Source organism: Paenisporosarcina antarctica (genome assembly GCF_004367585.1).
Classification (GTDB): domain Bacteria; phylum Bacillota; class Bacilli; order Bacillales_A; family Planococcaceae; genus Paenisporosarcina; species Paenisporosarcina antarctica.
The window spans coordinates 3347087-3361075 of sequence record NZ_CP038015.1 but is presented as its reverse complement, the minus strand read 5'-3'; the positions used below and the strand labels follow the sequence as shown (position 1 = coordinate 3361075).

The window sequence follows — 13989 nt, the reverse complement described above, 5'->3', positions numbered from 1 at the left end:
ACTTTTGAAAAAACTTATTACCCTATTGGCGCTATTAACTCTAGTAATATCAGGATGTTCCAATAATACTGTAGCCTCTGTAAATGAAGAACCAGCAAATAGTGATTATTTGAATGACTACTACTCAAATCCACAGGTCCCAGACGATCGAACACTACTAGAAGTGGATCAAACCGTGTCAGATGAAAAAGGTGAAGCTACGTTAAAGGCCATTAATCAAGTGAATAAGACGTATGAAGATGGTCCGATAAAACTCACAGTCAAAGACATGAAAATAATCCATCTAAGACCAGACTACAGTTTGATTGATTATTTCCATGTGTTAACACAAGAAGAGGAATTCAATTTTGTTAAAGTATTTGTAGAGATTGAGAATAAATACCCAGAAAAAGTGAATTTCGCACCAATAGCTCTTATTGAAACCAGCTCAGGGGAAAAATTTAATTGGGAAAATGATATTTATCTTGAAGATTTAAACGGGGAAATAGAAGGCAATGAAACAAAAAAAGGGAATATAGGGTTTATTGTAGAGTCTTCAAATGATCTTGAATGGATTGAAATAACGACAAGTGATGTGTTTGATAAAGACGAAGAGAAAATCATCGAATCACAGAAAATAAAAATTAATTTTTAATAAATGCAGGTAGCGGCCGAAATTGTACCTTCGGCCACTATTGTTCGTAGTAGTATAGTCTATTATTTCAATAATAAAAATTCTTTTCAAAGGAATCGGCAGGTTGAAGGGGAAGCGAAGGACACGCACCCGACGCAGGGTTGACTGCTGAAAAAGAAATGAGCGGTGTTCTTGGCCACCGCTCATTAACCTGATTATTTAAGTTCCAAATCTCTTAATTCATTTACTCGTTCAAATTGTCAAATATCATTGTATTAGTCGGAATTTGAGCAATAATATGAAGAGTATTATTCCTTAGTTTGGGTATATTTTACTCCGCTTACTTTTTTAATCAGTATATCAGCAATCATGTCCGACAAGTAGGCGCCTGCTTCTAACGGTTGAACACCACCCTTGTGAATATTTGAAATAACTGTCCGATCGGCTTCAACGGAATCTTTCGTTGGTTTGTAAATTAAGTAGGCACTCACACTTTTAGAAGTAGCCAATCCTGGTCGCTCACCAATCAGAGAAATGACAAGGTCACAGTTGACTATAGAAGCCACATGATCCTGCACCCAGACTCGGCTCCTTTTAATAAAAATAGGTTTTTCCATTGAAATATTTTTCATTTTTAACCCTTGTTCGAGCGCTGACAAAAGATTGGGGACATTTTCTTCAATTCCTGTTGTGCTCAAACCATCTGAAATAATAATTTGTACCTGCTTTCCTTTCTCACTATGCTGTTGTAGCCAGTGAACAGACTCGTCACACAGCACTCTACCAGAGTCGAGGTTCATTAAATACTCACTTAATGATTGTGCTTTTGTTTTCAAAATAGGTATAGCTAATTTCTCTAAAAATTGTTCTGAAACTTCTTTTTTCACTGCATCCTGAGCAGCAGCATGGTCCAACTGAAAATCTAGATAACTTTTTGTTCGCATTCGTGTTCCTGCTCGCCCTATGCCAATACGTGCTGGTGTTATTTTCTGTGCTTCAGCAATTGTAGCGCTATCAGTGGGTTCTTTTACACCAACCACTTTTTCTCTCGAATATACTAATCCTTCTTCAAGCAGAGGAACATCAAGTATGATTTCTTGGGGTACATTTTTCTTTTTTCTTATTTGTTCCACTACTTCTCTAACAATTTGTTCAATATCCATATCGCCCCTCCTTTTTGTTAATTAAAAATAGATAAGTCTCCTGCCTTAGGGGTTAAACGTCCATTTTCCATAATTCCCATCGTTTCAAGCCAAATTTCAAATTCACGCAGCGGTCTGAATCCAAGCATTTCTCGTAAACTAGCATCATCATGAAAACTAGTGTCCTGATAACTAAGCATGACATCATCTCCACCTGGTACACCCATATAAAAATTTGCTCCAGCTAAAGCTGTCAACATTCCTGCAATTTCTTGGTCATTTTGATCAGATTCCATATGGTTTGTGTAGGTTGGCGCGATCCCCATTGGAAGTCCATTCAATTTACCCATAAATAAATCCTCAAGATCTGCTCGTATCATCTGACGACCATCAAATAGAGTTTCAGGACCAATGAAACCAGAAACATTATTCACCATAAAAGGATTCCAATGACGTGCGTATCCGTATGTTCGTGATTCTAGTGTTTGCATATCTACTCCATGATCGGCATCAAGTGAGACTTCTGACCCTTGTCCTGTTTCAAAATACATCACATTCGGTCCGCTAGAGGTACCCATTTTCATCATATAATAAGAAGCTTCATCCAATAATTCTTTGTTGACTCCAAAATCACGATTGGCTTTCTCCGTTCCTGCCAAACTTTGAAACATTAAAGCCATCGGAGCTCCCTTCTTAAGAGCCTGGAGCTGGGTAGTAATATGAGCAAGAACACAATTTTGTGTAGGAATTCCCCATTTTTGTATGAATTCATGAGAGATTGTTAATAGACGCGACACTGATTCCACTGAATCATTATTTGGATTAATCCCGATGACCGCATCTCCTGATCCATATGAAAGCCCCTCTTTTAACGACGCCAAAATCCCTTCTGATTTGTCCGTCGGATGATTGGGTTGGCATCTGAATGCGAGTCTGCCCGGTTCCCCAATGGTTGTATTGCAATGTGCCTGATAGCGAATTTTTTGTGAAGCCATGACCAGGTCAATGCTTGACATTAATTTTGCAACAGCTGCAATCATTTCACTTGTTAATCCGCGGCTGATTCTCTTCAAGGCGGAAGACGTCGTGCTGTGATCTAAAATGTATTCTCTCAAATAGCTGACTGTCCAATGAGCAATTTCATTGTATATATGATTATTAATTTGATCGTAGATAACACGTGTCACCTCATCTTTTTCATATGGAATGACCGGATTTTCATAGATATCCTTTAACGTTAGTTCACTCAAAATCCATTTTGCTGCAACACGTTCTAGAGAAGATTCGGCGGCCACTTTTGACATGCGGTCACCCGATTTTTCTTCACTTGCTTTAGCTAACAGCTCAGTTACGGATGAAAATTGAAAATGTTGATCTTTTATTCGGCCGCTTAGTTTCATCGGACACACTCTTTTCCTCGGTTTTTTTATTTCCTTACTTATGAATGGAAAGTCAGTGTTTTGATGACTACAGGCACCACCCCGGACTGAAGAATCCTGCCAATATCCATGTAGTCGCCATGTTCGACGTCCACTTGATCTACACATAAAATACTTTGACTTGCTTCTTGTGCCTGGAGTGTTTGTCCTAGCACTTTTGCATGATCGCTCTGTAAGACTATAATTAATGGCTGTTCCGGCTTGGGTTTCAACAGTCTGCTTTGTAACAATCCCTTAGCAATCTCTTGGATATCCTTGAAATTCAAATACGGGAAATCTTTTAAATAAAGAACAAAATTTTGACCTTCGCGACCAGGGTCATACATACTAATAGCCAGGTTCATGCTACTTTGTAATTTCCCTAGACCAATTTCTATTTGATTTTCAAATGAAATCTCAAATACTGGGAGATTTTTTTGGGGAAGTTCTTTACTATCCACTTGTATAGTCGCTCCGCTAATATTTGTCGTCTGTGTTCCAGCTCCAAGAACTGTCGCACGTACGGTTTCTTCTGGAATTACCCATTCCCAATTCTTAAGATTTTCATTTTTTTGAAGGGCTTGTGCCAATTCTATGCCAATATCATCATAAACAGCTTTTGAGTAATCAGTGTCTTCTAGCCCGTACATACATTCTGATATACCTCCGGATATTGTAATGACGTCTATGTCCCCATTCCACTCAGGATGATGCCCTAAAATCAGCACATCATCTTTAGAGGTTGTCGATTTTGATAGAACTCTAGCAAGTAGTTTGGCCATCCAATCTGTCACTTTTTCAATGGTCGGATGGTTTTTACTGTCATTAATTTCAAGCGACCATCCTTCTTGGGTGAGAAGCTTTTGAACAGGGGGAGAAATACTCTTCACGTGTTGGTTTTCAAATTCAATCAATCTTCCTCCAATATGAAGCGTACAGGTTCCAGCCATTTTATCTCCTTGGTAGACAGCGATATTCGCTGTTCCTCCCCCAATATCAATATTAGCTACAGATTTACGTGTTTTTTTTGCATACTCATATGCACCTGATCCTTTAGCAGCGATGACTCCCTCTAAATCCGGTCCAGCAGTAGCTACGAGAAATTCACCTGCCACATCTGACAAATGATGAACCATCTCCTGCGCATTTTTCATTGTTGCCGTTTCTCCGGTGATGATGACGGCACCTGTTTGAATTTGCTGAGACAAAACACCAGCTATCTCATACTCATTTTGGATAAGCTGTTCTATTTTATTAATATCAATGATTGTAGGAGATAAGAGAGGGGTCCTGAAAATTGGACTTCTATAGAGAATCTCTTTATCTATAATTTCAATCCTTGGTACATGTGTTCCACCGGCTACATTCATTAAAGAAAAGCGACTGATCACTAACTTAGTCGTACTAGTTCCAATATCAATACCAGCACTCATTAATGTCTCTATTTTAGAAGCTGAGCTATTCATTCGATTCACGCCACCTTTTAGAAATACATAAAACGCCCCCGAAAATTCTATATCCATAGAATTCATCAGAGGCGCCATTGCCTAATTACTATAATTTTATTTAATATTCTAAATATATATTTAATACAGTGAATTGTAAAGTCACCCGAACAAATTAGTTCTTTTAAGATGAGATATTAATCGTAATCTTCATCTCCAATATCTGTATTGACCAAGAATGTAACCATCTGTATACTAAATTCAAATAATTCAAAACAATGAGGGCTGTGAAAATATTGAGTGAATCAACTTTAGAGCAACTATGTAAAATATATACGGAATTAAATACTGAAGATATAAATATACTAAAAAAGGTAGAATCTACTTTGAATATCTATGCAGATCTATCAAACGCAAATATGTATATTGATTGTAAAATGAATGAAAATGACCATGCAATTGTTGTAGCGGAAGCGTTTCCAAGTACCTCTGATTCTGTCTATGAGAAATCTGTAGTTGGTAAATTTGTATTTGAATCATTTGAGCCAGGTGTGTTTTATAGCTATCGAGGTGGAAAGAAATCTCTAATTAGTCAAGCGGTGACGCAGGATGGTCGAATTGTTGAACAAAGCGTGGTTCCTATAAAAAATGGTTCCCACCAAATAATTGGCGTTCTCATTCAAGAGAAAGAAATGTCTCAACAATCTCTTGTTAGAAGCGAACAGCAAAAGTATTCATTTGGTCAGGAGACGTTGGGCACTATGCTCGGAGATGATATGGGTAAAATACCAATTATTTCGAGTTTATTAATGGAAACTTTACTGTTAACAGATAACAAAAATAATTTAATTTATGCTAATCCTGTTGGTGTTAAGTTTATAACCGAAATGAGTCAAACAGATGAAATACAACATAAGAATTTAGTAGAGTTATTACCCTTTTTAAAACAAGTGTATGACTCGAAAGAGGATGTATTCGTTTTTGATATGACATTAGACAGAAAAAACTTAGTGATAAAAAAAGTGAGATTACGAAACAAAGAACAGCATGGAGAAACCCTTTTAATCATCCAAGACATTACTGAACTTAGAACGAAGGAGAAAGAGTTGATGATGAAATCCTATCTCATCCAAGAAGTTCATCATCGTGTAAAGAATAATCTTCAAACAGTTGCCAGTCTACTACGTCTTCAAATGAGAAAGGGATCTCCTGAAGAAAGTAAAGCATATTTTGAGGATACATTAAATAGAATTTATAGTATTTCCTCTGTATATGAACTTATTCTTGCAAACGAAGATGCAGATGATGACGATGTAAATATTATTGAATTAACTAGAAAAGTATGTTCGACACTGGTATTAAATGAACTCCATAAAAATATTAGCTTGATTATTCAGTCAAATGGCAATAGAATATTAACATCATCTAGGAAAGCGGTTTCAATTGCATTGATTATTAATGAACTTGTTCAAAATTCTTTAAAGCATGCCTTTCCTGAAGATATATTAGGGGAAATTATTGTTGAATTTCATTCTAATAAGGATTTCTTAGAGCTTCATATTTTCGACAACGGCGTTGGAATGAAGAAGCCAAGAACCTCACTTGGATTGGAAATTGTTCATAATTTGGTTGTAAACGATTTAAATGGTGAATTTCAATATTTGCCAGAAGATGTAGGGACACATGCAGTTATAGCATTTCCAGTAAGCCCGGAGGTTGTTATTTATTATGAGAAAGAAAATATTGATAGCTGAAGACGAATCAATTTTTCGAATGGATTTAAGAATGATGTTAGAAGATAACGGTTACGATGTTGTTGGTGAAGCGGGGAACGGGGATCGGGCAATTGAACTAGCATTTATGCATAAACCAGATCTTATATTGATGGATATTAAAATGCCTAAAATTAATGGATTACAAGCAAGTCAAATTATTGGGAAACAGTTGGATTTACCTATAATAATTATTACAGCTTATAGTCAAAAAGAGTTCGTTGAGAAAGCTCAACAAGATAATGTTGTAGGTTATCTAGTTAAGCCTATAGCAGAATCAAACTTGATTCCTGCAATTGAAATTGCTATTCATCAAGGGGAAAAAGCTAAACGGCTTAAAGAGGACATTATAAATGCAAGACAAGAAGTTGAAAAACGGAAAATGATTGAACGAGCAAAAGGAATACTTATGCAAGTTAGACAATTAACAGAACAGGAAGCATATAAAACTATGAGGGATTTAAGTATGTCCACTCAAATGACTATGGAATCCGTTGCAGGAGACATTATTTCAACATATAAGTAAATAGGAAAAAGCAATGATGCTTAAAGAGAACTTTCTTTAAGCATCTTTTTGTTTTCATTGAAAGGAGTGAGAGAATAAGTAATAAAAGTAAGTTGTACATAATAATTAGTTGACTATGTATTAAAGGAGGAAAATATAATGGCGATGATCGGAACGGTAATTGTGTATATCATCATGTTTTGCGCGGTTTTAGGAGCTTTTGCAGCAATAAAAGATACAGAAAAAGGTCTTGGTAAGGAGTTTATGTCTGGAATCCATGCAATAGGTCATATTTTTGTGCCGGCAGCAGGGATCATGGCATCTATTCCTTATTTAACTTGGTTCATCAATAAATTTGTCAGCCCTATGTTTGAAGCAATCGGAGCTGATCCAGCAATTGCGGCGACAACAATTCTAGCCTCGGACATGGGTGGTTATCAATTAGCTGATGCATTAAAGATAACCAATGAAGGATGGATTATCGCGTTAATCGTCGGATACATGGCAGGGGCAACTATTGTATTCTCAATTCCTATGGGATTAGCCATGCTGGATAAGCGAGATCATAAGTATATGGCATTAGGAATTATGTCAGGAGTATTAACAATTCCAATAGGTGCATTAATATCTACTGTATTAGTTGTTTTATTTAATACTGAAATTCGTGATGTGATCAGTACAACATCAGATTCCACCTATCAATTTGTAATGAGTTATGGTCAGATTTTCATCAACTTGTTGCCTTTGTTTATTTTCGTAGTCGTAATTGCTATGGGGCTTAAATTCTTCCCACGTGGAATGATATCAGGGTTTATGGTATTTGGTCGAGTAATGGACGCAGCGATTAAACTGGTTTTAGTCTTTTCCATTGTTGAAATCTTCACAGGATTATTCTCAACACTATTTGGTGCATGGGGCTTTGATCCAATAATGGCAGATGAGGAAGATCAGTTTCGAGCGCTGGAAACAGCCGGATACATTGGTATTATGTTAGCGGGAGCTTTCCCAATGGTTTATTTACTTCGCAAGTATGCAGGAAAACAATTAGAAGCGGGTGGGCGCAAACTTGGCCTATCTTCTGTAGGGAGTGCTGGTATTCTAGCAACGATGGCAAATATATTAGCCATGTTCGCACTAGTAAAATATATGAGACCAAAAGATAAAGTTATAAATATTGCATTTGCTGTATGTGCTGCCTTCTTATTAGGTGACCATTTGTCATTCACTGCTAACTTTCAACCAACTATTATTTTACCTGTAATTATTGGGAAACTTGCAGCTGGTGTCATTGCTATAGCTATTGCATATTGGTTATCGGTCCCTACAGCTTTGAAATTAGAGATTCAAGACCGTGATGACGGCACCATTCGTCCTGGCGAGTATTTAGAAGACGAGATTGTTGAAAAAATAAAAAAACTTGAAGAAGATGAAATGAAAGAAAAAAGGGAAGATGCAAAAAAACAAAGTGTTAACGCAAATTCTTAAACATAGCGCTTTAGAAAGAAGGGATAATGTGAGTGAAGAGAAAAAAAGGTTTATACAAGAGTTTGTACCGGGAAAACAGCTAACACTGAGTCATATAATAGCAAATCCAGATCCTGATATGTTTCAAAAGCTTGGTATTCAAGAAGCAGGTGCATTAGGAATAATGACGTGCACACCCAGTGAAACAGTGATTATTGCTGGAGATTTAGCGACAAAAGCTGCAAATGTAAGAATTGGATTTTTAGATAGATTTACTGGTAGTCTTGTTATTGTTGGAAGTGTATCTGAGGTAGACATGGCCATGATTGAGATTAATCGCTTTTTATCTGAAAAGTTAGGTTACACACCAGCGAATATTACAAAGTCATAGGGACGTGTTAAAAATTGAAAAATAGAGCTATGTTAATAGGTGCAATTGGTGCTGGGAAGTCTACTTTAACAAATGCGTTATTAGGTAGAGAAGTACAGGCATTTAAAACGCAAACGTTAATCTATTATGACTGGATAGTTGACACGCCTGGAGAGTATACGGAAAATCCGATGTTCTACAAAAGTATTATGGCGACAGCACTTGAAGTATCTCACGTTCTATATTTACAAGATGCAACGAGTGGGAAAATGGTTTTTCCACATGGATTTAGCATGGGTATATCGAAATTACCGATTGGTGTCATTACAAAAAGCGATCATTCAAGTGCAAATATTGAACGTTCTATTAAAATGATTCAATCTGTAATTATCAATGGACCAATTGTGATTACTTCCTCAACACAGGGTTTAGGAATCGAACATTTAAAAAAACTTGTTACATGTAACAATGTGGATTCGATGAGAAGGTATGTTGATGATTCTTCAGATGAAAACCTTCTATTCTTTGACTCTCTTTACAATACACGGAATGTTTGATATATTGAGATTATAAAAGTTAATGAACTAGGCAAAGGCGCCTTTACAACTTGAAGAATTCTCTTCAAGTTGTAGAGGCGCTTTTATTTTTGGATATTGAGTGTATATGGATATCGGAAGAAGGGTGTTCAATAATGAATTTAAATACAATTTTAGGTGGTATAAGTTATACATTTACTGATTTGAAGGAAGTCATGGCAAAAGCGAATGAGGAAAAATCAGGGGACCGTCTAGCGGGTATTGCAGCGGAAACCGTGCAAGAACGAATTGCCGCAAAAGTGGTCCTTAGTGAAATCCTATTAAGTGAAATCCGTAACCACACTTTAATTCCAATCGAAAATGACGAAGTTTCTAGAATTATTGAGGGAGATGTTAACGAAAGAATCTTTGGTGAATTAAAAAATTGGAGTGTCGCTGAATTAAGGGAATATATATTGAGTAACAAAGTGGGTGATCGTGAGCTTAAACGTATTAGCAAGGGATTAAACTCCGAAATGATAGCGGCTGTTGCCAAACTCATGTCTAACCTGGATTTAGTCCATGCAGCAAATAAAGTTGAAATATTAACAACTTGTAATATAACGATTGGTCATAAAGGAACTATGTCTTCACGCTTACAACCAAACCATCCGACTGACAATGTAGATGGAATGATAGCATCTCTTAAAGATGGATTGTCTTATGGAATTGGTGACGCGGTAATCGGTATAAACCCTGTTAACGATTCGGTTGAAAGCGTTAAACGGTTACTACATGCCACAAAAGACTTTATTCAAGAATGGGAAATCCCTACGCAAAACTGTGTATTAGCGCACGTGACAACACAGATGAAAGCAATTGAGCAAGGCGCACCTGCAGACATGATATTTCAAAGTATTGCAGGAACAGAAATAGCGAATCGTTCGTTTGGAATAACCGCAGAGCTTATTGGAGAAGCAAGAGAGTTAGCTTTAAAGCAAGGAACGGGATCGGGTCCGCAAGTCATGTATTTTGAAACTGGTCAAGGTTCCGAATTATCAGCAGAAGCTCACCATGGAATTGATCAACTAACTCTCGAGTCCCGCAACTATGGTTTTGCAAGACATTTTGACCCATATATTGTAAACACGGTAGTTGGTTTTATTGGACCAGAGTACTTGTATAACAACAAACAAGTTATACGTGCTGGACTAGAAGATCATTTCATGGGTAAAATGCACGGCATACCTATGGGGGTCGACATTTGTTATACGAACCATATAAAGGCGGATCAAAATGACATTGAAGATTTAGGTGTTCTGTTATCAGCAGCAGGTGTGAATTTCATCATCGCAACACCAATGGGTGACGATGTGATGCTGAATTATCAATCAATGAGCTATCACGATGTAGCAACATTATTGCAAACATTTGGGAAAACACCTGCACCTGAATATTTGAAATGGCTTGAAAAAATGGGGATTTATGAAAATGGTCGTCTTAGTGCGAGAGCAGGGGACCCTACTATATTCACACGTTAGGAGATGACATCTGTGAATGAACAACTCATTGAGAAGATTACCAAGATGGTAGTTGAAAAACTTCAAACGAATAACTTGAATACAGATGATCATCAAAAAGACAACAAACAGATGCCTGTTAAGTTATTTCAAGAGACTTTCGCCGGAAATCGTATGACTGAAGAAAAGGTACGTGCATCTCCAAAGGGGGATGTTAAGTTCTTCAATGCATCTGTGAAAGAAAAAAAGCCGAACAACATAATATCGCGTAAGACTAATAAGGAAACAACATTGATTGATAAGAAAAAAGAGGATTACTTAGAAGAACTTCGTAATAAAACTCCAGCTAGAATTGCAGTTGGAAGAGCTGGTACAAGACCGAAAACAAGCACGTGGCTTCAATTTAGATTTGACCATGCTGCAGCTGTAGACGCTGTTTATGGTGAGGTTCCTCCAGAAATATTAGAACGTTTGGGCTTTTTTCAAGTACATTCTAGGGTGTTGGATAAAGAAGAGTATATTCGAAGACCGGATTTAGGAAGACGATTATCGGACGACTCTAAAAAAATTGTAAAAGACAAATGTAAACATTCTCCGACCATACAAATCGTTGCTTCGAATGGTTTAAGTGCCAAAGCACTCGAGGAGAATTTAGAAGATGTGTACTTGTCGTTAGAACAATCATTAAAAAATCTATCAATTGAAATGGGCACTACTTTTTATGTCGATAAAGGCCGAGTAGCATTAATGGATGAGATTGGGGAATTACTGCAGCCAGATGTCGTGATTATCCTTATCGGAGAGCGTCCAGGACTCGTGTCTGCGGAATCATTAAGTGCGTACATTTGTTACAAACCGCGATTGGGAACGATTGAGGCTGAGCGGATGGTTGTTTCTAATATTCACAAAGGTGGCATTCCTCCGGTGGAGGCAGGAGCGTATTTAGGAACACTAATACAGAAAATCTTAAAGTATGAAGCTAGTGGTGTTTCTCTTGTTAAGAAGGAAGAATAGGTGGTGTACAGTTTTACGATGAAAAAAATTCATGCTGAAATTTTATCTATGCAAGTCATTCCTAATGTAGATGAGGGGTTAGCTGAGAAATTTAAGTTAATGCCATATCAGCGAAGTTTAGGTTTGTTCACAACGACGATTGATGATATTGGCAATACGGCTGCTGATGAAGCAACTAAAACATCTGATGTGGAAGTAGTATATGCAAAGAGTTTTTACGCTGGAGCTGCTCATGCATCTGGTCCACTTTCGGGAGAATTCATCGGCATCATAGCGGGTTCTTCTCCAGAGGAAGTGAAAAGTGGATTAGATTCGATTCGCATCACTATCGAGAATAATGCATACTTCGAAGCAATAAATGATGATGTCAATCATGTTTTATATGCTAAAACAATTTCAAGTTGTGGGAGTTATTTAGGAGAGATGGCAGGTATTTCAAAAGGACAGCCACTTGCTTATCTGATTGCTCCTCCTATTGAAGCCATTGTAGGACTCAATGCAGCTTTAAAGTCAGCTGACGTTCGCATATGTGAATTTTTTACACCTCCTTCTGAAACAAACTTTGGCGGAGGATTACTTACAGGTAGTCAATCATCCTGCCAAGCAGCTGCAAATGCGTTTCGAGACGCTATTATGAATATGGCGAAAAGGCCATTAGATTACTAAGAAAGGAGGGAGTACAGTGGTAACAGCAATAGATCCAGATTTACTAGCTCTTCAGGAAATGCGTTCGGCTGTGCAAGCTGCAAAAGAAGCGCAATTGGTTTATATGAGTTTTACACAAGAACAAGTGGACCGGATTGTTCAGGCTGTGGCTGATGCATCATTTAAACAGGCAGAACGACTTGGCAAATTGGCAGTTGATGAAACTGGAATGGGTGTAGCAGCTCATAAAACCATAAAAAACGAGGTTGGCTCTAGAGGCGTTTACGAAAGCATTAAAGATTTAAAGACAGTAGGTGTGGTTAGAGAAGACAAAGTAAATCAAGTTGTAGAGATAGCCGCTCCTTTTGGTGTTGTGGCTGCAATCATTCCAACGACAAATCCAACATCTACCGCATTTTTTAAAACGCTGATTGCTTTAAAAACAAGAAACTCAATCGTAGTTAGCCCTCATCCGTATGCAGTTCAATGTACACATGAAGCGTTAAAGGTTTGTGATGCCGCCGCAGTAGCTGCGGGTGCGCCAAATGGATTGATTCAATGCCTAACGATGTCCTCGATGGAAGCAACACAAAAATTGATGCAACATCGTGATGTGAACTTGATCTTGGCAACTGGTGGTGGTGCATTAGTTAAAGCAGCATATAGTTCGGGGAAACCTGCATACGGTGTCGGACCAGGAAACGTTCCTGTTTTTATAGAACGATCCGCGAAAATCGAGAAAGCTGTTGAGAACATCATTAACAGTAAATCTTTTGATTATGGAACGATCTGTGCTACAGAACAAGCCATAGTAGTAGACCGAAACGTTTTAGAACTAGTAAAACGTGAGTTAAAGAAAAATGGAGCGTATACATTATCTGATGAAGAAAAACGAGTAATGGAAAAAGTGATTTCCCCGATTCCAGGGAAAGTAAATCCTGATATCGTCGGAAAGAGTCCACAAGTAATTGCTAAATTGGCGGGGATCACATTACCAGAAGGAACACGTGTCATCGTTGGGATGGAAACGAAAGTAGGCAAAGATATTCCTTTTTCTCTTGAAAAACTTTCTCCCATCTTTGGCATGTATGTGGCATCGGATGTGAATCACGCAAAAGAGATTTGCTTGTCACTGTTAAATTTAGGTGGAAGGGGACATTCACTAGCCATCCATACGGAAACAGATGCTATAGCCCGCGAATTTGCGATTGATATGCCTGTCTCCCGTATATTAGTAAACACGATGTCATCGGTGGGAGCAGTTGGTGGAACAACTGGTTTGGTACCTTCCATGACATTAGGTTGCGGGACATTTGGTGGGAATATCACCTCTGATAATGTAACAGCAAAGCATTTAATTAATATTAAACGAATGGCTTATGGCATTAAAGAATTACAACTTCTGAAACAAGTAACAGATTCAGACGAAAGTATTACAAATCAAGTAGTGTCAAATGTTTTGAACTCATTAGATTCAAATCAAACTGTTGATCCAGAAATGGTAAAAGACTTAGTCAGTGAAATTGTAAAACAATTATCTAAATAATAATTATTAGGAGGAAACAG

General features: G+C 37.6%; 13 protein-coding genes. 10 read left to right on the top strand and 3 right to left on the bottom strand.

All coding sequences use genetic code 11. From position 1 onward, the window contains the following. Positions 1-4: 4 nt before the first annotated feature. Complete coding sequence (locus E2636_RS16035; protein ID WP_134211111.1) at positions 5-634, top strand: hypothetical protein; 630 nt, start codon at positions 5-7, stop codon at positions 632-634. 287 nt (positions 635-921) lie between these two features. Here E2636_RS16035 and eutC (E2636_RS16030) read toward each other — a convergent pair whose 3' ends face one another. From eutC (E2636_RS16030) to E2636_RS16020, 3 genes are read right to left on the bottom strand one after another with little or no spacing between them, the layout of a single operon-like run. After that, positions 922-1776, bottom strand: coding sequence for an ethanolamine ammonia-lyase subunit EutC (gene eutC / locus E2636_RS16030; protein WP_134211110.1), 855 nt, complete (start codon positions 1774-1776; stop codon positions 922-924). A gap of 17 nt (positions 1777-1793) precedes the next feature. Continuing rightward, complete coding sequence (locus E2636_RS16025) at positions 1794-3155, bottom strand: ethanolamine ammonia-lyase subunit EutB (RefSeq protein WP_134211109.1); 1362 nt, start codon at positions 3153-3155, stop codon at positions 1794-1796. Positions 3156-3193: 38 nt separating this feature from the next. Next, a complete protein-coding gene (locus tag E2636_RS16020; protein WP_134211108.1) occupies positions 3194-4639 on the bottom strand; it encodes an ethanolamine ammonia-lyase reactivating factor EutA in 1446 nt (481 codons plus the stop codon). Between the two features lie 266 nt (positions 4640-4905). On the opposite strand from E2636_RS16020, the gene E2636_RS16015 reads away from it, so the two are divergent. The 9 genes from E2636_RS16015 (at position 4906) to E2636_RS15975 (ending at position 13969) form a co-directional block, all read left to right on the top strand. Next, positions 4906-6372: a sensor histidine kinase gene (locus E2636_RS16015; RefSeq protein WP_243840675.1), complete on the top strand. Its 1467-nt coding sequence runs from the start codon at positions 4906-4908 to the stop codon at positions 6370-6372. After that, entirely contained in the window at positions 6347-6916 is a 570-nt protein-coding gene (locus tag E2636_RS16010; protein ID WP_134211106.1) for an ANTAR domain-containing response regulator, read from the top strand. Before E2636_RS16015 ends, E2636_RS16010 begins: the two co-directional genes overlap by 26 nt. Before the next feature lie 138 nt (positions 6917-7054). Then, positions 7055-8380, top strand: a complete 1326-nt coding sequence (gene eutH / locus E2636_RS16005) for an ethanolamine utilization protein EutH (RefSeq protein ID WP_134211105.1) — start codon at positions 7055-7057, stop codon at positions 8378-8380. 28 nt (positions 8381-8408) lie between these two features. Next, positions 8409-8750: an ethanolamine utilization microcompartment protein EutS gene (gene eutS, locus E2636_RS16000; RefSeq protein ID WP_134211104.1), complete on the top strand. Its 342-nt coding sequence runs from the start codon at positions 8409-8411 to the stop codon at positions 8748-8750. 14 nt (positions 8751-8764) lie between these two features. Beyond that, positions 8765-9286 carry a EutP/PduV family microcompartment system protein gene (locus E2636_RS15995; RefSeq protein WP_208324093.1) on the top strand — a complete coding sequence of 174 codons (522 nt, stop codon included), beginning with the start codon at positions 8765-8767 and terminating at the stop codon, positions 9284-9286. 134 nt (positions 9287-9420) lie between these two features. Further along, the gene (locus E2636_RS15990; protein ID WP_134211103.1) at positions 9421-10785 is read left to right on the top strand and encodes an ethanolamine ammonia-lyase subunit EutB; all 1365 of its coding nucleotides are present in this window, start codon (positions 9421-9423) and stop codon (positions 10783-10785) included. 12 nt (positions 10786-10797) lie between these two features. Further along, positions 10798-11778, top strand: a complete 981-nt coding sequence (eutC, locus tag E2636_RS15985) for an ethanolamine ammonia-lyase subunit EutC (RefSeq protein WP_134211102.1) — start codon at positions 10798-10800, stop codon at positions 11776-11778. Positions 11779-11796: 18 nt separating this feature from the next. Then, positions 11797-12444, top strand: coding sequence for an ethanolamine utilization microcompartment protein EutL (gene eutL / locus E2636_RS15980; protein WP_134211101.1), 648 nt, complete (start codon positions 11797-11799; stop codon positions 12442-12444). A gap of 58 nt (positions 12445-12502) precedes the next feature. Then, positions 12503-13969, top strand: coding sequence for an aldehyde dehydrogenase family protein (locus E2636_RS15975; RefSeq protein ID WP_166669605.1), 1467 nt, complete (start codon positions 12503-12505; stop codon positions 13967-13969). Positions 13970-13989 lie beyond the last annotated feature (20 nt).